Raw genomic sequence first — 25,992 nt, forward strand, 5'->3', positions numbered from 1 at the left:
CGCTAAGCGATCAAATTATCGATTTCCTCCGCAGTAAGACGTTTGAGGGCGGCCAGCGATTTAGCCAGTTCGTCCTGTGCATGGTCACTTTGGCCGTTTTTCTGCTGCACCGCGCGACTGAAGTCAGCCAGGACCGGCAGTTCGAACAGCTCATTGAGCGATACCTCGATGTGCAGCTGGTCACGGATCCGCACCATCACCTGCATCACCAGCAAGGAATGCCCGCCCAGTTCGAAGAAGTTGTCGTCCAGGCCGACCCGTTCGACTTTCAGCACATCGGCCCAGATCGCCGCCAGTTGCTGCTCCTGTTCGGTCTGCGGCGCCACATAGCGGTGCTGCAACAGGCTCGCGTCCGGCTTGGGCAGGGCCTTGCGGTCCAGCTTGCCGTTGGCGGTCAGGGGCATCCGTTCGAGCAGGACCAGATGCGCGGGTACCATGTAGTCCGGCAGGTGTTCGCGCAGGTGATCCTTGAGGTCATTGCGCAATACGCCCGAATCCTCACCCAGCCAGGCCGCATCCCTGGGCACCAGGTAGGCTGCCAGCTGCCGGCCACCGGGACCGTCGATATCGACCACCACCGCCTCGCGCACCGCCTCATGCTGTTGCAGGCGGACTTCGATCTCGCCCAGCTCGATGCGGAATCCGCGAATCTTCACCTGGTAATCGGTACGGCCGACGTATTCCAGGACACCATCGGCGGCCCGGCGCCGCACCAGGTCGCCGCTGCGGTAAAGACGCTCGCCCGGCGTCGTGCCGAACGGGTTGGGGACGAAGCTCAGGGCCGTGCGTTTCGGATCACCGAGATAACCACGACCGACGCCCATGCCGGCGATATGCAACTCGCCGGTGGCACGCTCCGGCATCGGTTCGAGCAGGTCATTGAGGACGCTCAGGCGGTTGTGGTCGGTCTCCAGGCCGATCGGCAGGTAGGCCCGCTCGCGGTCCTGCAACTGCACCCGGTGCAGCGCCACATCGTCCGAACACTCGGCCGGACCGTAGGCGTTGATCAGCGGGATATCCGGATACTGGCGCAGCCAGCGCTCGGCCAGGGCCGGGGCCATGGCCTCGCCGGTGGTCAACAGGTAGCGCAGGCTCGCCAAGCCGGCCGGCGGCCGGTCGAGCAACCCCTGGATCAGCGCTGGCACCACTTCGAGCACGGTGATACCGGTCTCTTCCACATGCCGCAGCAACGCCGCCGGATCCTGGACAATGGCCGCCGGGACGATCTCGACCCGGGCCCCGCACAGGCCGGCCGTCAGCAACTGCCAGACGGAAATATCGAAGCTCTGGGATGCGGTCTGGGCGATCACATCGGCCTCGGTCAGGCCCAGGTAGGGCAACTTGCTCAACTGGTTGTTGAGCATCCCCGCCTGCTCCACCATCACCCCTTTCGGCATGCCGGTGGAACCCGAGGTGAAGATCACATAGGCCAGGTGCTGCGCCGCATTCGCGGGTAACGCGGCCAGCGGCGTGAGCGACGGGGCCTGCTCCAGCACCTGCTCCCAGACCAGCAGCCGCGGACGAGCATCGACTGCGATGCGCTCCAGCAACTGAGCGGCCAGGGCCTGGCAGGCGGCGGTGCAGACCAGCACGCCACTGCCGCTGAGAGTGAGGATATCCGCCAGGCGCTGGGCCGGCAGCGCCGGGTCCAGTCCCAGGTAGCCGGCACCGGCCTTGAACGCCGAAACCACCATGCCCAGCAACGGCAAGCCGCGCTCGCCGAGGACCGCCACTAGGTCGTCGGCCTGCACGCCTTCGGCCTGCAGCGATTGCGCCAGGCGCCCGCTGTGTTCATCCAGTTCGCGATAACGCCAGCTCTGCCCCATGCAGGTGGCGGCCACCTGCTCCGGCAGCCGCCGCGCGGTGCGCTGGAACAACCGCGCATAGCCCTGGTGCAGGTCGTCACTGACCGCCGCCCCGGCACTCGCCGGCACGACCGGCCGCGGCTGTGGCACGGCGGCCAGTTGCTGGAAGTCCATCTCGACCCCGGCGGCAAACGTCAACAGCACCTCGCGCAGGTCCATCAGCAACTGCTCGACCGTCGCCACTTCGAACACCCGCTCGTCGTAGGACAGGTGCAGGCCCAGGCTCGCGCCCGGGTAGATCACCACAGTGATCGGGTAGTTGGTATGGGTCCGCGACGAACCGGACTCGATCTTCATGCTGTCGGCCTGTTCGCCGATGCTATCTTCGATCGGCGCGTTCTCGAACACGAACAGGCTGTCGAACAGCGCCTGGCCCTTGCCGACCTCGCTGCTGCCCTGGATGGTCACCAGGTGCAGGTGTTCATGTTCGCGCAGTTCCAGGTTGTGTTGCTGCAGCCCTTGCAGCCAGCCCTTGACCGTCTGCGCGCCCTCGGCGCCGGGGATACGGACCCGCAGTGGAATACTGTTGATGAACAGTCCCACCGTCGCCTGCATTTCGGGAAACTCCACCGGCCGACCGGCCACCGTGACGCCGAACAACACGTCGCGCTGGCCGCTGTAGCGATGCAGGACCACCGCCCAGGCCGCCTGCACCAGGGTGTTGAGGGTCAACTGGCTGGACTGGGCGACCTGGGAAAGCTTGCGCGTGTCGTCCAGGCTCAGGCGGCTCAGGCAGTCGCCGGTGGACGAAGTCCCGGCATCACGGCTGATCACCCGGTCGAACGGCAGTGCGGTCGGCTGTTCGAAGCCGGCCAGTTCGCGCTGCCAGAACGCCCGCGAGGCCTGCTCGTCGCGATCCTGCAACCAGGCAATGAAATCGCGGTAACGCGACGGCAACGGCAGTTGGCTGATGCGCCCGTCGACCAGGGCGCCGTAGAGTTCGAAGAATTCCGCGACGATGCCCATCCGGCACCAGGCATCGAGCAGGATATGGTGATTGCTCAGGACAAAGCCGTAGCGCTGCGGCCCGAGCTGGATCAGGCGCAGGCGGAACGGCACTTCGCCAGCCAGGTCGAAGCCCTGCTGCAACTCGGCACCCAGCTCGGCGCTCAGACGCGCTTCGTAGTCGGCGGCATCCACGCCTTGCCAGTCCATGAAACGGATATCCGGCGTCGCACTGCGATGGACGATCTGCACGATGGCATCGCTGACGTCCCAGCAGAACGAGGTGCGCAATACCTCATGGCGCTCGACCACGGTCTGCCAGGCGCGGGTAAAGGCGTCCCGGTCGATGGCGTGGTCGATCAGGTAGCAATACTGCATCAGGTAGATACCCGAGCCCGGCTCACGCAGGGTATGCAACAGCAAGCCTTCCTGCATCGGCGACAGCGGATAGATATCGGCGATGTCCTGCACGGCCACCGGCAGGCGCCCCAGTTGTTCCTGGGTCAGGCGGGTCAGCGGGAAGTCCGAAGGGGTCACGCCGGCGACACCCTCGGCGGTGCAATGGGCGATCAGCGCCTCGAGCTCGCGACGGTAGTCATCGGCCAGTCGCTGCAGGGTCGGGGTATCGAACACCTCGCGGCTGAAGCCCCAGTGCAGTTGCAGTTCACCGCCCTGGACCTGACCGTTGATGCTGATCAGGCTGCCCAGTGGCGCCTCGTCGTCCTGGCCCTGGCCGCTGCTCTCCCCGGACAGGAGGAACAGGCCGTCCGCGGCCTCAACACCCTGGTCGACCTGGCCCAGGTAGTTGAACACGATGCTGCCCTCGGCCAGGGCCTGCAAGGCCTGGCGGGCCGCCGGCGAACCGAGGTAACGCAGGACGCCATAACCGATGCCCTTGTTCGGCACCGCGCGCAATTGCTCCTTGATGGTCATGATCGAACCACCCAGCGAATCCGCGGGGCTGAGTTTCACCGGATAGAGCGTGCTGAACCAGCCGCTGGTGCGGCTCAGGTCGAGGTCGTCGAACAGGTCTTCGCGACCGTGGCCTTCGAGGCGGATCAGCACATCCGCTTGCCGCGTCCAGCGGCCGATCACCCGCGCCAGGGCGGTCAGCAGCAGGTCGTTGATCTGGGTCCGGTAGGCCGCCGGCGCCTCCTGGAGCAGGCGCCGGGTCAGGCCGGCATCCAGGTGCGTACGGACCGAGGCCGCGTGACGTTGTTGCCGGCCACCGTCAGGACGATCACAAGGCAGGGTGTCACTGACACCCTGCAACTGCGCCTGCCAGTAGCCCAGTTCCCGCGCCAGCTCCGGGCTGGCGGCATAACGATGCAGGTGTTCGGCCCAGGCCTTGAGCGATGTGCTCTTGGCCGCCAGTGCCGGGGCCTTGCCCTGGGCGACGGACTGGTAGGCGCCTTGCAGGTCTTCGAGCAGTACCCGCCAGGACACGGCGTCCACCACCAGGTGATGGATCACCAGCAGCAGGCGTTGCCCGCCCTCGGCCAGGTTGATCAGGACCGCGCGCAGTAACGAGCCCTTCTCTAGATCCAGGCTGCGCTGGGCCTCGTCGGCCAGGGCGGTGAGTTGCGTGGCGTCGTCCAGTTCGCGCAACCACAGCAGCTCGGCGCTGCGGGCCGTCGAATAGCGCGCTCGCCACTCACCGTCGTGCTGCGCGAAGCTCAGGCGCAGGCCGTCGTGGTGCTCCACCAGCGCCGACAACGCCACTTCCACGGCACCGGCGTCCAGCGGATCGCGGGCCTTGAGCATCACCGACTGGTTCCAGTGGTGCCGCTGGGGGATATCGCTCTCGAAGAATCGCGCCTGGATCGGCAGCAACGGTTGCTCGCCACTGATCTGCAACGGCGCTTCGGCCGGCGCTTTTCTCTCGATCAGCCTGGCCACCGCCGCCAGTTGGCCGATGGTCTGTTTCTCGAACAACTGCTTGGGACTCAGCTTGATCCCCTGGCGCTTGGCCCGGGCGATGATCTGCAGGCTGAGGATCGAGTCGCCGCCCAGTTCGAAGAAGTTGTCGGTGGTGCCGACCCGCTCCAGCTTGAGCACATCGGCCCAGACCGCCGCCAATTTCTCCTCGATCTCGCCCACCGGCGCGGTGTACTGCTGCTTGACCGCGCCCGGCCTGGGCAGGGCACGCTTGTCGAGCTTGCCGTTGGCGGTCAGCGGCAGGCGCTCCAGCAAGAGAATCTGCGCCGGCACCAGGTACTCCGGCAAGCCGGCCTGCAATTGCTGACGCAGGGCTTCGACCTGCAACGCGACACCCGTCGCCGCCACACAGTAGGCCACCAGTTGCAGGCGCGTCGCATCGCTCTCCAGGGGCAGGGCCAGGACCACCGCTTCTGCCACGCCGTCCAGGGCCAGCAACCACTGGGCGACCTCACCGGGTTCGACCCGATAGCCACGGATCTTCACCTGATCGTCGGCCCGGCCCAGGTACTCCAGGCGCCCCCCGACCCAGCGCGCCCGGTCGCCGGCCCGGTACAGGCGCTCGCCATGCACCGCGGCCGGGTCCGGGACAAAGCGCTCGGCGGTCATGGCCGCCCGCCCCAGGTATCCCTGGGCCAGGCCCGCGCCCCCCAGGTACAACTCACCGCTGACACGTTCGGCCACCGGGTTCAGGTAGGCATCCAGCACCCGCGCCTGGTCATTGTCCAGGGGTTGGCCGACCGGCACCGTGCGGCAGCCGTCCAGGCGCTGTTGCACCTCGTGGGTGAGGATGCCCACGGTGGTTTCCGTCGGCCCGTAGTGGTTGATGATCCGGCAGTCCGGCGCCAGCTTGCGCACCTGTTCGATCAGCGCCCAACTGCTGGCCTCGCCACCGAGAATCAGCAACTGCCGTGGCAGCACGTCCGCCGGGCGTGCCGCTTGCAACAGGCCCTGCAGATGGCTCGGGACGATTTTCAGCACATCGACCCGGTGCTCGGCCATGTAGCCCGCGAAGCTGTCCGGGTCGAATGCATGCTCATGGGCCATCAGGTGCAGCAACCGCCCGCCCGCCAGGGCACCGAACAGTTGGGTGTGACCCAGGTCGGCGGCAATGGTCGAGACCAGCGCCATGCTCGCCTCGGGAGTCAGTTGCAGGCGTTGCAACACCGCTTGTACATAGTTGGCCAGGGCACGATGAGTGATCAGCACGCCCTTGGGTTGCCCGGTCGAACCGGAGGTGTAGATGATATAGGCCGGTTGTTCGGGATCGACCCGGGTCGCCAGCGCGTCGACGCCGTGATCGGCCCACTGTTCCGGAGCATGGGCCAGCACCGGGCAGATCCCCAGGCCGGCACACTTGGCGTCGCCCGGGGCATGGATCAGCAGGACCGCGCCGCTGTCCTTCAACAATTGCTGCAGGCGTTCGGCCGGTTGCTGGGTGTCCAATGGCAGGTACACCGCCCCGGCCTTGAGCACGGCGAGCAACCCCACCACCCACTCGATGGAACGCTCCTGGCACAGGGCGACCACGTCCCCGGCAACGATGCCCTCAGCCTGCAGATAACGTGCGAGCTGATTGGAACGGTGCTCAAGCTCGTCGTAGTCGATCAGCTGTGCAGCGCAGCGCAGCGCCGATTTGCCGCGGCCGGCCTGCAGTCCCCGGGCCCACAGTGCAAGGAAATCGGCATGGGCAAAACCGGCGACCGCCGCTGGCGGCGCGACGGCAGCCGATAGCGGATGTTCCAGCAGGCGGCCGGCAGCGCCACCCGCCATCCACCCCAGTACCTGATGCCAGGCCGCCGCCAGGCGCTCGATGGTCGCGACCTCGAACAGGTCCGTGGCGTAGGTGAATTCAGCCTCGATTCCCTCCGGCGTATCGGTGAAGTCGAGGGCCAGGTCGAAGCGCGCATCGGCCACGCCGATCGGGAACGCCTCGACGCTCAGGGCCGTGTGCACCGGCGCAGCGTTGCTGCGCGAAGCGAGGACGTTCTGGTTGATCTTGACCTGGAACAACGGGTTGTGGCTCAGGTTGCGCTCCGGCGCCAGGGCGTCCACCAGCTGCTCGAAGGGCAGTTCCTGATGGGATTGCGCGCCGGTCACCACCTGCTTCACCTGTTCCAGCAACTGCTCCAGGCTGTCGCGCTCGTCCACCTGGATCCGCAGGACCTGGGTGTTGATGAAGAAACCGATCAACCCCTCCAGCTCTTCGCGGTTACGCCCGGCGTTCGGCGCACCGATACGGATATCGGCCTGGCCGCTGTAGCGCGCCAGCACCACGGCCAGGGCCGCCAGGGCCAGCATGAAGACGGTCTGGCCGTTCTGCCGGGCCAGGCTCTTGAGCTGCGCCGCCAACGGCGCGGGCAGATGGGCGTGGACAATGGCACCGCGATGACTGGCCGTGGCCGGACGCTCGTGGTCCAGGGGCAACTCCAGCACCGGCTGCTCCTCGCCCAGTTGCTGCTTCCAGTAGGCCAACTGCCGCTCGCCCTCCCCGGCTTCCAGCCAGGCACGTTGCCAGATCGCATAGTCAGCATACTGGATCGGCAGGGGCGGCGGGGTTGTACCGGTCCCGGCCACCTCGGCGAGGTAGAACCCGACGAACTCCCGGACCAGCAGTTCGCCCGACCAACCGTCCGACACACTGTGGTGCATGCACAGGGTCAGGACGTGCTCGGACTCACTCAGGTGCCAGAGCCTGACCCGCAGCAAGGGACCTTCCAGCAGGTCGAACGGTGCCGCCAGTTCGGCCCCGACCAGGGCCTGGAGCCGCGCCTCAAGGGTTTCGGCGGGCTGGGCCGCGACGTCGATCCGCTCCAGGACGACCGGCGACCGTGGCAGGATCTCCTGATGAAACTCGCCCTCCACCGAGACGAAGCGCGTACGCAAGGCCTCGTGGCGCTGGACCAGCAAGCCGAGGGCGCGGCCCATTGCCGCCTCATCCAGGGCACCCGCAAGGCGCACCGCCATCGGCACGTTATAGACGCTGTTGTCCGGGTCCAGTTGCCAGAGGATCAGCATCTGCTGCTGGGCGTAGGACAGTGGGATCCGTGCGACATCGTGACGGGTCACGGCAATCGGCAGCAGCTTGAAGCTCTGCCCGCTCTCGCTCATTTTCTGCAGGATCTGGCGCCGCTGTTCCAGCGGCAGGCCGACGAAGCGCTGGGCAATCCGTTGTGCTGTAGTCTTGTCCATCTCAAGCCTCCGCCATTTCGTTCATCATTCTTTCAATGTCGGACAGCCCGTCATCGGTCAGGGACAGGCCGGTGTCTGCAAAGGCCTGGGAAAATTCGTTCAATTGGGGTTTCTCGAAAATGAGCCGCAGCGGTATGTCGATACCGAGGCCCGAATGAATCCTGGAAATCGCCTGGGCCGCCAGCAACGAATGGCCGCCCAGCTCGAAGAAGTTGTCGTGCAGGCCGACCCGCTCGACCTGCAGCACCTCGGCCCAGATCGCCGCCACTTGCTGTTCCAGCTCGCTGCGTGGAGCCACATAGTCCTGCTGCCAGAGGCTCGGGTCGGGCTTGGGCAGGGCCTTGCGGTCGAGCTTGCCGTTGGGGGTCATGGGCATCCGCGCCAGGACCAGCAGATGCGCCGGGACCATGTAGTCCGGCAGGCTGGCCCTGAGGTAGTCGCGCAGTTGCCCGCTCAGGTGCTGTCGGGTGGCGGCATCGGCCTCGGCCAGCGCCGGGTCGTTCGGCACCAGGTAGGCCGCCAGTTGCTTGCCCGACGGGCCGTCGATATCGATGACCAGGGCCTCGCGGACCTGGTTGTGTTCCTGCAGGCGCGCCTCGATCTCGCCCAGCTCGATACGGAAACCACGGATCTTCACCTGGTGGTCGATCCGTCCCACGTACTCGATCAGGCCTTCGTCGCGGTAACGGGTGACGTCGCCGGTGCGGTACAGCCGGCCGCCGCCCTGCTCGTCGAACGGGTCGGGGATAAAACGCTCGGCGGTCAGCGCCGGACGGTGGTGGTAACCCCGCGCCAGCAGCGCGCCGCCGATCAGCAACTCGCCACTGCCGCCCTGGACCGCCGGATTGAAGGCGCCGTCGAGGATGTACATGCGCCGCCCGCCCAGCGGTCGGCCGATGGGCATCAGCACCGGCCTGGCGAGGTCGCCGCGCACATAGGGCGCACACTCCAGGTAGCTGGCGGTGATGGTGGTTTCGGTCGGGCCATAGGTGTTGAGCAGGCGGATGTGTTCCAGTCCCGCCTGTTTCCAGAACGCGATGCCTTCGGCCGGCATGGCCTCGCCCGTGGCGCTGACCTGGCGCAGCGGACCGAAGTCGCGGATGCCCAGGCGGTTGAAATCCTGGACCAGCAGGTACCAGTAGGCGGTACTCAGGTCGGCCACGGTGATGCCCGAACGCAACACCTCACGATGGAAGGTGGTGCTGTCCCAGACCTCGTTGCCTCGTATCACCACCCCCGCGCCGTGGCACAGCGCCGGGAACAGTTGCTCGACGAAACCGTCGAAGTTCAGGGTGGAGAACAGCAGGACGCGATCGCGGGGCTCCAGGCGGAAGTATTCGATGGCCACCTGGCAATGGGCACTCAGGGCCCCATGGTCGATAGCCACGCCCTTGGGTTTGCCGGTGGAACCCGAGGTGTAGATCACATAGGCCAGGTTGTCGCGTAGCGCGAGGTTCGGCAGCGCGGCTTCGCTGAACGCCTGCAGTTCGGCGCCGGCCCGATCCAGGCACAGGACCGGCAGCGCCGCCGTCAGCGGCAGGTGCGCCAGCAAGCGGCTGTGGGTCAGCAGCAGGCGGATGCCGCTGTCCTGCATCATGTAGGCCAGGCGATCTTCGGGGAACTCCGGGTCCAGCGGCACGTAGGCACCACCGGCCTTGAGGATCGCCAGCAGCCCGACCACCATCTCCAGCCCGCGATCCACCGCAATGCCCACCGGCACTTCCGGACCGACACCCATCGCCCGCAACTGGTGGGCCAGGCGATTGGCCTGGCCATCCAGCTCGCGGTACGTCAACGTCTGGTCGCCGAAGACCAGGGCGATGGCCTCCGGTGTGCGCCGTGCCTGGGCCTCGATCAGGACATGCACGCAGTGCTCGCCCGGATAGACCCCCTCGGTACGACTCCAGCGGCCGAGGATCAGTCGTTGTTCCTCGTCGCCCAGCAACGGCAGGTCGGCAACGGGCTGGTCCACGCCCTGGCTGGCAATCGCCCGCAGCAGGTTGCGCCAGTGACCGGCCAGGCGCTCGATGGTCCGCGCTTCGAACAGCGCGGTGGCGTAGGTCAATGCCGCCCGCAGGCCGTCCTCACCCTCGAAGGTATCCAGCGTCAGGTCGAACTGGGCGGTAGGGCTGCCGGTATCGATCGCCTCGACCTGCAACCCCGGCAACGGACGCACCGCCCCCTTGAGTTCGGTCTGGTGGTTGTACATCACCTGGAACAGCGGGCTGTGGCTCAGGCTGCGTTCCGGCTGCAGGGCCTGCACCAGATGCTCGAACGGCAGGTCCTGATGGGCCTGTGCCCCCAGCACCGCCTGCCTGACCTGTTGCAACAGCTGGCCGAAGGTGGTCCGTACATCGAACTCGGCCTTGAGCACCTGGGTGTTGACGAAGAAGCCGATCAGCCCTTCGGTTTCCACCCGCCCACGGTTCGCCACGGGGACGCCGACGCGGATGTCGCCCTGCCCCGAGTGGCGATGCAGCAAGGTCTGGAACGATGCCAGCAACAGCATGAACAGGGTCACGCCCTGCTGCCGGGCAACCCCCTTGAGTTGCCGCACCAGCCCGCTGTCCAGCTCGATGTTCGCCCGCGCCCCGGCATGACTTTGCAGCGATGGCCGCGGCCGGTCGGTCGGCAGTTCCAGCACCGGCTGTTCGCTGCCCAACTGCGCGGTCCAGTACGCCAGTTGCCTGGCCTGCTCGCCGGCCTCCATCCAGTCGCGCTGCCAGTGCGCATAGTCGACGTACTGGAACGGCAGGGCCTTGAGCCGCGACGCCTGGCCCTGGCTGCAGGCGACATAGCCTTCGATCAGTTCGTCGACCATGATCGGCATCGACCAGCCATCGGAGACGATATGGTGCAAGGTCACCACCAGCACATGCCGCTCTTCGCCCACGACCAGCAGCCGGGCCCGCAGCAGCGGCCCCTGTTGCAGGTCGAACGGGGTCAGGACTTCGCGGCTGATGCGCGCCATGATCGACTGCGCGTCGGCCTCGGCGCTGTCCAGCGTCTCGACCGCCAGCTCGAAGGTCGGTGCCGGGTGCACGATCTGCACAGCCTGGCCGTCCTGCTGGCGGAAGGTGGTGCGCAGGGTTTCGTGACGGGCGATCAGCGCTTCGAAGCTGCGCCGCAGCGCCTGCCGGTCAAGGCGACCGTTCAGGCTCAGGGCGGCCGGGATGTGGTAGGCCGTGTTATCCGGCTCCAGTTGCCAGAGGAACCATTGCCGTTGCTGGGCATAGGACAGGCGCAGCGGCCCGGTGCGATCCGCCGCGGTGAAAGCCGGTGCCCGGTCGGCGCCGGCCTGCCCGGCACTTTCGGCGAAACCGGCGAGGTCGCGGGTCTCGAACAGGCTGCGCAGCGTCAGCTCGATACCCAGTACCTGGCGCGCCCGGGAAATCACCTGGGTCGCCAGCAGCGAGTGTCCACCCAGTTCGAAAAAGTTGTCGCTCAAGCCCACCTGCCCGACCTTCAGCACCTCGCCCCAGATGGCCGCCAGTTGCTGTTCGAGGGGGCTGCGCGGCGCGACATAGGCTTGTTGCAACAACGCCGTATCGGCAGCCGGCAGGGCCTTGCGGTCGAGCTTGCCGTTGGCCGTCAGGGGCAGGGCTTCCAGGAGCATCAGGTGCGCCGGCACCATGTAGTCGGCCAGGTGCAGCTTGAGATAATCCCGCAGTTCGGCGCGCAACGCCGCCTGCTGTCCGGCGTCGTGCATGAGCGTCGCCCGGGCCGGCACCAGGTAGGCCACCAGCTGTGTGCCGGTCGCCCCGTCCACGGCCAGGACCGCGGCCTCGCGCACCTGTCCGTGGCCTTGCAGGCGGGATTCGATTTCCCCCAGTTCGATGCGGAAACCGCGGACCTTGACCTGATGATCGCGCCGCCCGATGTAGTCGATCACACCATCGGCACGCATCCGCGCCAGATCGCCGGTGCGGTAGAGTCGTCGGCCACCCGCGGGGTCGAATGGATCGGCCACGAACCGGCCGGCCGTCAGGCCCGGCTGGTTCAGGTAGCCGCGCGCCAGGCCGGCGCCGGCGACATACAGTTCGCCGATGCAACCCGGCGGGGTCAGGTTCAGGGCATCGTCCAGCAGGTACCAGGACAGATCGACGATCGGCTCGCCGATGGGACTGCCCGCCGCCTGCTCCAGGTCGGCCAGGGACAACGGCCGATAGGTCACGTGGACCGTGGTCTCGGTAATACCGTACATGTTGATCAGGGTCGGCGAGCGGTCGCCGAAGCGCTCGAACCACGGACGCAGGCCCTGCACTTCCAGGGCTTCGCCCCCAAACACGACATGGCGCAAGGCCAGCTCGCGCGGCGACTCGATCGCCACCGCCATCAGCGACTTGAAGGCCGAAGGCGTCTGGTTGAGCACGGTCACCCGCTCATCGCACAACAGGGCATGGAACGCCTGCGGCGAACGGCTGACATCGTGGGGCACCACCACCAGCCTGCCGCCATGGAGCAAGGCGCCGAAGATTTCCCAGACGGAAAAATCGAAGGCATAGGAATGGAACAGCGTCCAGGTATCGGCGCTGCCGAAATCGAACCAGTGATCGGTGGCGCTGAACAGGCGCAGCACGTTGCGATGGGGCAGCAACGCGCCCTTGGGGTTGCCGGTGGAGCCCGAGGTGTAGATCACGTAGGCCAGGTTATCGACACCGACCGCACACTCGGGGTTGCTCGCCCGCTCGTCCTCGGGCGGGCGGTTCAGGTCCAGGCATTCGACGCCGGCGGGGACCGGCAGTTGCGCCAGCAGATGCCCCTGGGCCAGCAGCAGCTTCAGGCCGCTGTCGCCGATCATGTAGCGCAGGCGCTCGTCGGGGTAGGCGGGATCCAGCGGCACATAGGCGCCGCCGGCCTTGAGCACCGCGACCAGGGCAACGATCATCTCCAGCGAACGTTCCGCCGCCACGCCCACCAGCACATCGGCCCCCACACCCCGGGCAATCAGCTGGTGCGCCCACTGGTTGGCCCGGGCATTGAGTTCGCCATAGGTCAACTGCCGGCCGGCACAGCTCACGGCGATGGCGTCCGGCTGCTGCGCGGCCCGTTCCTCGATCAGCTGGTGCAGGCAACGGCTGACCGGGTGTTCCAGCGGCGCCGGGTTCCACCGGGCGAGGACCTGTTGCTGCTCGGTCGCATCCAGCAACGGCAACTCGGCGATCCGCTGGCACGGGTCCTGGACAATCGCCCGCAGCAGGCTCGCCCAGTGCTGCGCCAGGCGCTCGACGGTGGCGGCGTCGAACAGGTCGGTGGCGTACTTCAACACGGCTTCGATACCGTGGGCCTGTTCGCTGGTGTTGAGCACCAGGTCGAACTGGGCGGTCTGGCTCTGCCATTGCAGCGGCTCGAGGTGCAGGCCGGCCACCCCCGTGGCGAGATTCAGGCGGCTTTCGGCCTGGTGGTTGAACATCACCTGGAACAGCGGGCTGTGGCTCAGGTTGCGGCCCGGCTCCAACGCCTCGACCAGTTGCTCGAACGGCAGGTCCTGGTGGGCCTGGGCCTGCTGCGCGGTCTGCCAGACCTGATGCAGCAGATCGACGAAGCGCTGCTGGCCGTCGACCTCGGCCTTGAGCACCTGGGTGTTGACGAAAAAGCCGATCAGGCGTTCGACTTCGGGGCGCTCGCGGTTGGCCACCGGTACACCGACACGGATATCGGACTGGCCGCTGTAGCGATGCAGCAAGGCCTGGAACGACGCCAGCAGCAGGGCGAACAAGGTGACGCTCTCGCGGCGGGCCAGGGCCTTGAGCCCTTCGCTCACGTCGCGTTCGAGGGTCAGGTTGCAGCTCGCCCCGGCAAAGCTCTGGGACACCGGGCGCGGATGATCCGTGGGCAACTCCAGCACCGGTTGCTCACCGCCCAGCTGCTGTTGCCAGTAGGCCAGCTGGCGCTCCTGCTCGCCGGCCTCCATCCAGTGGCGCTGCCACAGCGCATAGTCGGCATACTGGATCGGCAACGCCGGCAGGTCCACCGCGCGCCCCTGGCTGAGGCCAAGGTACAACTGCATCAGCTCTTCGATCATCACCTGCAGCGACCAGCCATCGGCAACGATATGGTGCAGCGTCAGCACCAGCACCTGTTCCTCGGCGGCCACCTGCAACAGGGCCGCACGCATCAGGGGGCCGCTGCGCAGGTCGAAGGGCGCCTGGCTGTGGTTCTGGACAAAGGCCTGGATCTGCGTGTCGCGATCCCCCGGCGACAGCGCCTCGACCGCCAGGCTGAACGGCCCGGCGGGCAGCACCACCTGCAAGGGCTGCTGCTCCACCTGGGTAAACACCGTGCGCAGGGTCTCGTGACGCGCCACCAGGGCCTGCAGACTGCCCTGCAACGCCGTCACATCGAGCTCGCCCTGCAAGCGCAACGCCACGGCGATGTTGTAGGCCGCGCTTTGCGGTGCCCATTGCCAGAGGAACCACTGGCGTTGTTGAGCGTAGGACAGGCGCAGCGGTTCTTCCGCCGCGCGCTTGAACACCGGCGCGATTTCGAACAGGTTGATGCCCTTCTGCTTGAGCAGAGTGGCCAGGCCTTTTCGCTGCATCGCCGAGAGCTGCCCTACCGACTCGATTAACTCCTGCACGCGTTGCACCCTCTCAAAAAGCCATTCGGAAAAATCAGCCGGGAAACCGGTCAGGAGACCAGTTTTTCCAGATCATCGAGGGATAGACGTTTGAGGGCCTCCAGTGATTTAGCCAATTCATCCTGAGCCGGTGACAAACCACCGCGCAGGGCCTCGATCCGCTCGCAGAACGCCAACAGCGTGTCGGCCTTGAACAACTCCTTGAGGGCGATCTTGTCGCCCAGGCGCTCGGCGATCCGGGTCACCACCAGGGTCGCCAGCAGCGAGTGGCCGCCGAGCTGGAAGAAGTTGTCGCTGAGGCCGACACGCTCGACCTCCAGCACTTCCTGCCAGAGGCTCGCGACCTCTTGCTGCAATGCCGTGCGCGGTGCTTCGTAGTGCTGCGAGTGCGGATTGCCGCCCAGGGCGATCAGAGCCTTGCGGTCGAGCTTGCCGTTGGGGGTCAACGGCAATGCGTCGATCAGGTGCACATGACCCGGCACCATGTGGGCCGGCAAGCGGCTCGCCAGTGTCGCGCGCAGACTGTCAGCAAAACCTCGCGTATCGCCGGGCAGCGCCTGCGCCACCACATAGGCGTGCAGGTGCTTGCCCGCCGCGCCGTCCTGGGCCAGGACCACGGCTTCACGCACCGCCGGTTGCTCCAGCAGTCGCGCCTCGACTTCGCTGAGCTCGATGCGGAACCCGCGGATCTTCACCTGATGGTCGGCCCGGCCGATGTATTCGATGCGTCCCGCGTCGCCCTGGCGCACCAGGTCGCCGGTGCGGTACAGGCGCTCGCCGTTGTCGCAGAACGGGTTCGGCACATAGCGCTCGGCGGTCAGCCCGGCCCGCAGCAGGTAGCCCCGGGAGACCCCGGCACCGCCCAGGTACAGCTCGCCGGCGACGCCTTCGGGGGATACGTGCAACTGGCCGTCGAGCAGATACGCGTCGGTATTGTCCAGCGGTCGGCCGATATTCGCCGAGCCCATCGCCGTGCGCAGGGTGAAGGTCGAATAAGTGGTGTCTTCCGATGGTCCGTACAGGTCGTAGACCCGTTGCACCGGGGTACTGGCGTAGAGCGTGTCCACCAGCGCCTGCTTGAGCGGTTCACCGGCCAGGTTGATGGTGGTGACCGATGGCGGGATCTGTCCGGCGCGCTGCAAGGCGGCAATCGCCGACGGCACGGTGTTGATCAGTTTGACCCGATGGCGCGCCGGCAGGTCCGCCAGGGCCAGGGCATTGTCCGCCAGCACCAGGTAGCCGCCTCCGGCCAGGGTCACGAAGATCTCCCAGACCGACAGGTCGAAACAGATCGAGGTCGAGGCCAGTACGCCCCGCAACTGGTCGCTGCCATAGACCCCCAGGGACCACTGGATCAGCGCCGCCAGGTTGGCATGGGTGATCGCCACGCCCTTGGGCTTGCCGGTGGAGCCCGAGGTGTAGATGACATAGGCCAGGTTCTGCCCGTCGATCAGCGACAGCGGCGCGCTGTCCGGACAGTCCGCCAGCCAGTCTTCCCGTTCCTCCACCAGCAGTACCTGCGACGGCAGTTCCCGGGGCAGGAATTCGAGCAGGCGCGACTCGCTCAGCAGGACCGCCGAGCGGCTGTCCTCGAGCATGTGCAGCAGACGTTCCTGCGGGTACTCGGGATCGAGGGGGACATAGGCGCCACCGGCCTTGAAGATCGCCAACAGGCTGACAATCATGTCCGGGGTGCGCCGCAGGCAGACGCCGACGCGGACTTCCGGCCCGACGCCCAGCTCGCGCAGCTTGTGGGCCAGGCGGTTGGCCCGACGATCCAGGCTGGTGTAATCGACTTGCCGCTCCTCGAACAGGATCGCCGCCGCATGGGGCTGGCGGGCCACCTGGGCGTCGATGCGCTCGAGGACATTGCGCGGATCGAGCGCGCTGACGGTGCCCCTGCCCCACGCCAGCGCGGCCTGGCGCGACTCGCCTTCGAGCAGTTCCAGGGCGCCCAGCGGCTGCTCCGGGTCAGCCATGAAGCGGCTCATCAGGCGTTCGAGTTCGCGACCCAGGCGCGCCACGGTCGCCGCGTCGAAGCAACCGCGGTCATAACTCAGGCCCAGGGTCAGTTCACGACCGGTGACCGCCACCAGCGTCAGCGGGTAGTTGGTCTGTTCCTGGCGGCTGATCGCGGCGAACTCCAGGCCGCTGCCCGAGGCCTGACCGAGCGCCTCGGCCATCGGGTAGTTCTCGAACACCAGCAGGCTGTCGAACAGCCCGCCGGCGCCGAGGCCGGCCCAGCGCTGGATGTCATAGAGCGGGGTGTGTTCGTGTTCACGCAGCGCCAGGTTGAGATCCTGCACCTGTTGCAGCCAGGCGGCGACGGGGATCTGCGCCTCGGGCGCGGCCACCACCGGCAAGGTGTTGATGAACAGGCCGATCTGTTGCTCGACCCCGGCCAGCTCCATCGGACGCCCGGCCACCGTGGCGCCGAAGGCGACGCCGGCCTGCCCGGTATAACGCTGCAACAGCACCAGCCAGGCCGCCTGCAACAGGGTGTTGAGGGTGACTTTCTGCTCCCGGGCGAAGCGATTCAGATCCGCCGTCAGAGCTTCGCCGAAGACGTGCTCATGGTCGGCATGACCGCTTGCCAGGGCCTGCCGGCTGCCCAGCGCACTCGCCAGGCGCGTCGGCTCCTGCAAACCGGCCAGGGCCTCGGTCCAGAACGCCTGGCTGGCCTGCGCATCGCGCTGGCCGAGCCACTCGATGTAGTCGCGATAACGCCCTGCCCCACGGGCCATGTCGACCCCGGCATAACGCTGCAGCACTTCACCGAACAACTGCGAAGTACTCCAGCCGTCCATCAGGATGTGATGGCTGGTGTAGATCAGGTGATAGTCGCTGGCCGAGGTGCGGACCAGCGTCACCCGCAGCAGGGGCGCGCGGTCCAGCTCGAAGCCGGTCGCCAGGTCTTCCCGGGCCAGCGTCTCGAGTGCCGACTCAAGGTCGCCGCGCTCGCGCCAGTCGTGCACCACCAGCGGCATCCGCACGCCGCGCAGGACGATCTGCAACGGCGCGGCCAGGTCCTGGGGCCAGACAAACACCGAACGCAGCACTTCGTGGGCGTCGAGGCTCTGTTGCCAGGCGGCGCGGAAACGTTCGGCGTCCAGCTGGCGCACATCGACCCGCAGCTGGTTGGTGTAGGCCGCGCCATCCGGCTCGTCGAGGGCATGGAAGAGAATGCCCTGTTGCATCGGCGACAGCGGGTAGATGTCCTCGATGTCGCTCATCGGCACCGACAGGCGTTCCAGTTGCTGCGGCTTGAGCGCCACCAGCGGGAAGTCGGACGGCGTCACGCCCAGTTGTCCGCCCTGGCTGCAATGCTCGACGATCCGCGTCAGTTCCCGCTCGTAGGCCCGGGCCAGGGTTTCGATGGTCGACGGCAGGTACAGCGCCTGGTCGAAGCTCCAGTCCAGTTCCAGTTCACCGTCGAACACCTGGCCGTTGAGGCTCAGCCAGTTGGCCGGCGGCGTATCTTCGGGCTGATTGAGACCGCTGCTGTCGCCACTCGGGACAAACAACGCGCCGTCGGCTTGAGCGAAGCTGCCGTCGAACTGGCCCAGGTAGTTGAAGGTCACGCGGGCCTCGGGCAAGGCCTGCAGGCGCCGGGCGAAATCCCTGTCCCCCAGGTAACGCAGGATGCCGTAGCCGACGCCCTTGTTCGGCACCGCCCGCAGTTGCTCCTTGATCGCCCGGATGGAGGCCCCCAGGTCCGCCTGCGGGGTGAGCCGCACCGGGAACAGGCTGCTGAACCAGCCCACCGTACGGCTCAGGTCGAGGTCATCGAACAGGTCTTCGCGTCCGTGACCCTCCAGCTGGATCAGCGCCGACGGCTGTCGGCTCCAGTCACACAGCACCCTGGCCAGGGCGCCGAGCAACAGGTCATTGATCTGGGTGCGATAGGCCGCTGGCGCGACGCTCAATAGTTGCCGGGTCAGCGTCTTGTCCAGGCGCGAGGTGGCATGACCGACGCCATGGGCGTCATTGTCGAGACGGTCCCGGGGCAGTTCCTCGAGATCCTGCGCCAGGTTGCCCAGCCAGTAATCCTGTTCCGCCGCCAGCGCCTCGCCCTGTGCATAAGTCTGCAGGCGTTCGCCCCAGGCCTTGAGCGAACTGCTCTTGGCCGCCAGTTCCGGGCGCTTCCCGGCAGCGATGGCCGCATAGGCGACTTGCAGGTCTTCGAGCAACACCCGCCAGGACACACCATCCACCACCAGGTGATGGATCACCAGCAGCAGGCGTTGCTCGTCGCCCGGCAGATCGACCAGCAGCGCCCGCAGCAACGGCCCCTTCTCGAGATCCAGGCTGCGCTGGGCCTCGTCGGCCAGGGCGGTGAGTTGCCTGGCGTCGTCCAGCTCGCGCAACCACAGCAGCTCGGCCGCCGGGGCCGAGCTGTAAGAGGCCCGCCATTGACCGTCATGCTCTGCGAAATGCAGGCGCAGGCCGTCGTGATGCGCCAGCAGGCTGGCCAATGCCGCCTGCAGGTGCACGGCATCCAGGCGGACCTGGGGCTTGAGCATCAGCGACTGGTTCCAGTGGTGCCGCCGGGGGATATCGCTCTCGAAGAATCGCGCCTGGATCGGCAGCAACGGTTGCTCGCCGCTGATCTGCGACGGCGCTTCGGCCGGCGCTTTTTTCTCGATCAGCCTGGCCACCGCCGCCAGTTGGCTGATGGTCTGTTTCTCGAACAACTGCTTGGGACTCAGCTTGATCCCCTGGCGCTTGGCCCGGGCGATGATCTGCAGGCTGAGGATCGAGTCGCCGCCCAGTTCGAAGAAGTTGTCGGTGGTGCCGACCCGCTCCAGCTTGAGCACATCGGCCCAGACCGCCGCCAGTTTCTCCTCGATCTCGCCCACCGGCGCGGTGTACTGCTGCTTGACCGCGCCCGGCCTGGGCAGGGCACGCTTGTCGAGCTTGCCGTTGGCGGTCAGCGGCAACTGCTCCAGCAACAGGATCTGCGCCGGGACCATGTAGTCGCTGAGCAACGCCTGCAACTGTCGACGCAGCACCTCGACCTGCAACACCGTGCCCACCACCGGCACGCAATAGGCCACCAGTTGCAGCCGACCGGCATCGTCGTCCATTGGCAGGGCCAACACCGCCGCCTGGGCCACCGACTGGAAACCCTGCAACACCCGCGCGACTTCCGTCGGCTCGACGCGATAACCACGGATTTTCACCTGGTCGTCGTTGCGCCCGATGAATTCCAGCAGTCCCTGGCGGTTGCCACGGACCCGGTCGCCGCTGCGGTAGCAGCGGGAGCCCGGCACGCCATGGGGATCCGGCAGGAAACGCTCGGCCGTCAGTCCCGGTTGCCCGAGATACCCCAGGGCGACACTCTCGCCACCGATGTACAACTCGCCCGGCACCTGTTCGGCGACGATATTGAGCACGTCATCCAGCACATAGGCCCGTGCGCCCGGCAACGGCCGGCCAACCGCAATCCCTCGCTCCAGCGTGTCGCCCGCCAGCACTTCGTGGCTCAGTACGCCCACGGTGGTTTCGCTGGGACCATAGTGGTTGATGAAGCGGCAGCCCGGCTTGAGCTCGCGCACCTGCCGCACCAACGCCAGCGCACAGGCTTCGCCGCCGACAATCAAGGCGTGGGCAGGCAATACATCCGCCGGGCGGGCCGCCTGCAACAGCGCCGACAGATGCCCGGGGACGATCTTCAGGACGCCGACGCGGTGCGTGGTCATGTAGTCGGCAAAACCGTCCGGGTCGAACCCGAGGGCTTCGGGCAGCACATGCAGGGTGCGCCCGGAACACAGGGCGCCGAACAGCATGGTATGCCCGAGGTCGGCGGCAATGGTCGAGACCAGCGCCATGCTGGCATCCGCTGCCAGCGCCAGGCGGCTCGACAGGCCATCGACATAACTGGCCAGCGCTCCATGGCTGACCAGGACGCCCTTGGGCTGACCGGTGGAGCCGGAGGTGTGAATCACATAGGCCGGGGACTCGCTCGACAGCGCCAGCAGCGGCGCGCTGTCCGGCTGGTCGAGCCACAGCGAAGGCACAAACGCCTGGCCGATGCATCCCGGCACGGCAAGGCTCACGGCCCGCGGGTCGCCTTCGGCACACAGCAGCAGCCGTGCCCGGGCACGCTCCAGCAGTTGCCGCAGGCGGGTGTCGGGCGCCTTGGTATCCAGCGGCATATACACCGCGCCGGCCTTGAGAATCCCCAGGACGCAGGTCAACCAGTCCAGCGAGCGCTCCATCAGCACCGCCACCGGTTCGCCACGGCCCACGCCCGCGTTACGCAAATGATGGGCCAGGCGATTGGCGGCCTGGTCCAGCTCGATAAAGCTCAGGGTCTGTTCGAGGCAGCGCGCGGCCACTGCCCGGGGCTGGCGCCGGACCTGGGCCTGCCACTGTTGCAGCACCGGCAGCGCCGGTTCGCGTACTTCGGCAAGCGCCGGCGACGGGCAGCCATGCAGGCTGAACAACGGCGCCTGCGGGGCTTGCAGGACCGCATCGAACAACTCGAGCAGCCGCGGGATAAACCCCTCGACGGTCGAATGCCGATACAAGTCGCTGGCGTAGGTCATCTCACCGTGGATCAGCGTGCCGTCATCGGTGATATCCAGGGCCAGGTCGAAGTGAGTACCGTCCTTGTGCAACGGGTATTCGGCCACGCTCAGGCCCGGCAACTGCATCGAACGCTGTTTCTGCATGCCGACGTTCTGGTTGAACTTGGCCTGGAACAGCGGGTTGTGATCCAGGTTGCGCTCCGGAGCCAGGGCGTCCACCAGTTGTTCGAAAGGCAACTCCTGGTGGGCCTGGGCGCCAAAACTGCTTTCGCGCAGGCGTCCCAGCAGGTCGAGGAAACTCTGGCGTTCGTCGACCTCACAGCGCAGGACCTGGGTATTGACGAAAAACCCGATCAGGCCCTCGACCTCCGAACGACCGCGGTTGGCATTCGGCACGCCGACGCGGATATCGCGCTGCCCGGCATGACGCGAGAGAAACAGCGAATAGCCGCCCAGCACCAGCATGAACAGGCTCACCCCCTGGCTGCGGGCAAAGGCCTGTAGTTGCCGGGAACGTTCGGCGCCGAAATCGAACCGCAGGGTCCGGCCTTCGAAGCTCTGCACCGGCGGGCGGGCAAAGTCGGCGGCGATATCCAGCAGGGGTTGCGCTTCGCCCGACGCCGCCAGTTGCCGGCGCCAGTAATCCAGTTGTCGCTCGCCCTCGCCGGCTTCCAGCCAGCTGCGTTGCCAGATCGCATAGTCGGCGTATTGCAACGGCAGTTCCGGCAAGCCGGGTGCGCGCCCCAGGCTGAAGGCCTGATAGGCCTGGACGAACTCCTTGACCATCACGTCCATCGACCAGCCGTCGGAGACAATATGGTGCATGCTCACCACCAATACCCACTCGTCCGCGGCGAGGCGGATCAGGCTGGCGCGCAGCAGCGGCCCCTTGAGCAGGTCGAACGGCTGCGCGGTGAAGGTCCGGACCCGCGCGGCCAGTTCGGCCTCACGCTGCCCGGCGGCGCAATCCGTCAGGTCGATGCGTTCCAGCGGCACGGCCTGGGTCGCGAGGATCACCTGCCGCGGCTGCTCGCCGTCGACCTGGAACAGGGTCCGCAGGACTTCATGGCGCTCGACGACATGCTCGAAGGCACGCAATAGCGCCGGCTCGTCGAGGTGCCCCTGCAGACGCAGGCCGGCGGCCATGTTGTAGGCGGCGCTGGCCGGGTCGAGCTGCCAGAGGAACAGCAGGCGCTGCTGGGCATAGGACAGCGGGATCGCCGTCACGTCATGCCGGCTGACCGGCATCGGCAGCAGGCTGAAGTCCTTGCCTTCCTGGCTCAGCTTCGCCAGGAACTGCCGGCGCTGCTCCAGGGGCAGGCTGATGAACCTTCTGGCGATACGTACCGCGGCATTGGCACTCATGCTCCAAACTCCTCCAACGAACTCATGAACTGCTCCATATCGGCCCAGTCGTTATCCCCACTGCCCCGCACCAGCGTCTCCAGCTCGGCGGCCAGGTCGCTCAGCAGGGGCTTTTCAAACAGGCTGCGCAACGGCAGGCTGACTTCCAGACGTCCCTTGATCCGGGCGATCACCTGGGCGGCGAGCAAGGAATGCCCGCCCAACTCGAAGAAATGGTCGTCGAGGCCGACCCTGGGCACCTGCAGGACCTCTTCCCAGATGCCCGCCAGGCAACGTTCGGTATCGGTCTGCGGTTCGCGGTAGCTGGCTTGCAGTTGGCTCGGATCGGGAATCGGCAAGGCCTTGCGGTCCAGCTTGCCGCTGGGCGTCAGGGGCAGGACCGGCAGCACCAGCAGGTGCGAGGGGACCATGTAGTCCGGCAACCGGCCTTGCAGGAAAGCCTTGATCTGCAGGCGCCAGACACTCTGCTGCGCCGGCTCCAGAGGTTGCTCGGCGACCACGTAGCCGACCAGTTGCGTACCGCCGGCCAGCGGCAGGGCCAGCACGGCAGCCTCGCGCACACCAGGGCATTGCAGCAGGCGCGCCTCGACTTCCCCCAACTCGAGGCGGAAGCCGCGGATCTTGACCTGGTGGTCGACGCGGCCGATGTACTCCACCGCGCCGTCCTCGCGCAGACGGGCGCGGTCACCGGTACGGTAGAGGCGCTCGCCGGGGCTGAAGGGGTCGGCGATAAAGCGCAGGGCGCTCAGGGCCGGTTGTCCCTGATAACCGCGGGCCAGGCCCGGGCCGCCGATGTACAGCTCACCCACGGCCCCCTGGGGCAACAGGTTGAGGTCGGCGTCGAGCACCCGCAGGCGCCGGGCCGACAGGCCGAAACCGATGGGCACGCCGCGCCAGGACACGGCTTCAGGCAACAGCTCGCTGCAATCGTAGGTGGTCGAGACCACCGTCGCTTCCGTCGGGCCGTAGGTGTTGATCAGGCGTACCGCCGCCAACCCCGCCTGCCGCCACAGGCGCAGGCCGTCGACTGCCATGGCCTCGCCGCCGATATGGATCTGCCGCAGCGCGCCGTAGCCGGCCGGTGGCCGGGCCGCCCAGTCCTGCACCAGCAAGTGCCAGTAGGCGGCCGGCAAATCGGCCAGGGTAATGCCGTGGCACAGGATCGCCTCGTGCAGCGTGGCGCTGTCCCACAGCCGCTCGTCGCGCAGCACCACGCAGGCACCGAGGCACAGCGGCGGGAAGAACTGCTCGACGAAACCATCGAAGCTGCTGGTGGCGAACTGCAGGACCCGGTCCGTTTCCACCAGCTCACTGTACTGCGTGGCCCGGGCGACGAACTCGGCCAGGGCATGGTGGCTGATCGCGACACCTTTCGGACGGCCGGTGGAGCCCGAGGTATAAATCACATAGGCCAGCGAGGCCGCCGCCGGTTGCGCCTGCGGGTCGCTTTCGCAATAGGTCGAATCGTTGATCCGGTCCAGGCACAGGGTTTCGATCCCCTCCAGCGAAGGCAGACTCTCCAGCCACCGGTCCTGGGTCAGCAACAGCTGCAGGCCACTGTCCTGCAGCACGTGGGCCAGGCGTTCGGCCGGGGTCTGCGGGTCCAGCGGGACATAGGCACCGCCGGCCTTGAGCACCGCGAGAATCGCCACGGCCATGTCCAGGGAGCGGCCGAGCGCCAGTCCCACCAGCACCTCCGGCCCGACGCCACGGCCGCGCAGCAGGTGCGCCAGGCGGTTGGCACTACGGTTCAGCTCGGCGTAGCTCAGGCTCTGGCGGTTATTGTGTGGGAGCCGGCTTGCCGGCGAAGGGGCCCTTGAATCCTGCATCGCCCCTTCGGACACCATCGCCGGCAAGCCGCCTCCCACAGGGTCGGGTCCGGCGAGAATCACGGCGATGGCCTCGGGGGTACGTCGGGCCTGGGCCTCGAACAACTGTGGCATCAGCAATGCCGTGTCCGCCGGCGTCGGCAGGGCGCTGCCGCTGTCCAGCAAGCGGGCGGTTTCGTCCGCCGCGAGCATCGGCAAATGACCGATCGGCTGTTGCGGGTCAAGACAGACCCCGCGCAACAGGTTGCGCCAGTGTGCGGCCAGGCGCGCAATGGTCTTGGCATCGAAAATATCGGTGGCGTAGGTGAAGGCCGCGAACAGTTGCTCGCCCTCCTCGCGGGTTTCCAGCATGAGGTCGCTGGTCGCGGCATGCTGCCGCGCTTCCCCGGCCGCCTGCTCCTCGCTCAGATGCGCCACCCGCAGCCCGCACGCCAACTGCTTGCCCTGCACGTCGGTGACCAGCGGCTGATGGTTGAACATCACCTGGAACAACGGGTTGTGGCTCTGGCTGCGAGCCGGTTGCAGGGCCTCGATCAGCGCATCGAACGGCAGTTCCTGGTGCGCCTGTGCTCCCGAGGAAGCCTGGCGCAGGCTCTGCAGCAGATCGGTGAAACGGGTCCGGGCCTGCACTTCGCTGCGCAGCACCTGGGTGTTGACGAAGAAACCGATCAGGCCCTCGGTCTCGCTGCGGGTACGGTTGGCGATCAGTCCGCCAACGCGGATATCGGTCTGCCCGCTGTAGCGGTGCAGCAGGCTCTTGAACGATGCCAGCAGGACCACGAAGAGCGACACGCCCTGGCGCTGGGCCAGGGCCTTGAGTGCCTGGCGCAGATCGCCATCGACCAGCACTTCCAGGCGCGCGCCCCGATGGCTGGCCTGGGCCGGATGGGGACGGTCGGTGGGCAGTTCGAGCACCGGGTGCTCTTCCCCCAGGTGGCCGCGCCAGTAGGCCAGTTGCCGTTCCTGCTCACCCGCCTCGAGCCAGCTGCGCTGCCACAGCGCATAGTCGCGATAGTGCACGGCCAGCGGACTCAACGAAACCGGCGCATGGGCGACGCAGGCATCGTAACAACGGGTGAATTCGTCGATGAGGATGTTCATCGACCAGCCATCGGCAATGATGTGGTGCAGGGTCAGCAGCAACACGTGCTCCTGCTCGGCCAGGCGCAGCAGGCGGATACTGAGCAAGGGGCCCTGCTGCAGGTCGAACGCCTGCGCCGCTTCCCCGGCCATGATCTGGCGCGCGCGGGGCCAACGCTGGTCCTCGGCCATGCCCGACAGGTCGCTGACGACGATATTCACCGCGCTCGGCTGCGCGACGCGCTGGAACGCCCGCTCGCCGTCCTGGCCGAAGGTGGTGCGCAGGCATTCGTGACGGGCCACCAGGGCGCTGAAGGCCTGCTCCAGCGCCGACAGGTCGAGCGACCCCTCCAGACGAACGGCCATGGGCAGGTTGTAGGCCGCGCTGTGCGGATCGAGCTGCCAGAGAAACCACATGCGCTGCTGCGCGTAGGACAGACCGTCACGTTCCGAAACCCCGTCGCAGGAGGCGATGGGCAGCAACGAGAAGTCGACACCCTCCCTGTCCATGGCTGCCAGGAAGATACGGCGTTTTTCCTGGGGCAGCTCGATGAAACGACGGGCGAGTTTCTGTGCGTCTTGGGGCTTCATGTGAGAGGGTCCTTGCTGATCGGCGGCACGGCCGGGGGGCCCGGCCGTATCAACAAGAACGAACCGCCCGGCTG

General features: G+C 67.0%; 4 protein-coding genes. All 4 read right to left on the minus strand.

The window, feature by feature from the left end:
* Positions 1-2: 2 nt before the first annotated feature.
* The 4 genes from HX881_RS13320 to HX881_RS13335 are packed head-to-tail and all read right to left on the minus strand — an operon-like array spanning position 3 to position 25,918.
* Positions 3-7,940: a non-ribosomal peptide synthetase gene (locus HX881_RS13320; RefSeq protein ID WP_177084912.1), complete on the minus strand. Its 7,938-nt coding sequence runs from the start codon at positions 7,938-7,940 to the stop codon at positions 3-5.
* Position 7,941: 1 nt separating this feature from the next.
* Positions 7,942-14,520, minus strand: a complete 6,579-nt coding sequence (locus tag HX881_RS13325) for an amino acid adenylation domain-containing protein (RefSeq protein WP_343054752.1) — start codon at positions 14,518-14,520, stop codon at positions 7,942-7,944.
* Between the two features lie 50 nt (positions 14,521-14,570).
* Positions 14,571-22,418, minus strand: coding sequence for a non-ribosomal peptide synthetase (locus tag HX881_RS13330; protein ID WP_177084914.1), 7,848 nt, complete (start codon positions 22,416-22,418; stop codon positions 14,571-14,573).
* Entirely contained in the window at positions 22,415-25,918 is a 3,504-nt protein-coding gene (locus HX881_RS13335; RefSeq protein ID WP_177084916.1) for a non-ribosomal peptide synthetase, read from the minus strand. The genes HX881_RS13330 and HX881_RS13335 overlap by 4 nt, the downstream gene beginning before the upstream one ends.
* Between the last annotated feature and the right edge of the window lie 74 nt (positions 25,919-25,992).

This window comes from Pseudomonas gingeri, assembly GCF_013386115.1.
GTDB lineage: Bacteria > Pseudomonadota > Gammaproteobacteria > Pseudomonadales > Pseudomonadaceae > Aquipseudomonas > Aquipseudomonas gingeri.

Excerpts from the sequence above, each read along its gene's own strand:
- HX881_RS13335 (WP_177084916.1), bottom strand. The coding sequence starts at position 25,918 with ATGAAGCCCCAAGACGCACAGAAACTCGCCCGTCGTTTCATCGAGCTG.
- HX881_RS13320 (WP_177084912.1), bottom strand. The coding sequence starts at position 7,940 with ATGGACAAGACTACAGCACAACGGATTGCCCAGCGCTTCGTCGGCCTG.
- HX881_RS13330 (WP_177084914.1), bottom strand. The coding sequence starts at position 22,418 with ATGAGTGCCAATGCCGCGGTACGTATCGCCAGAAGGTTCATCAGCCTG.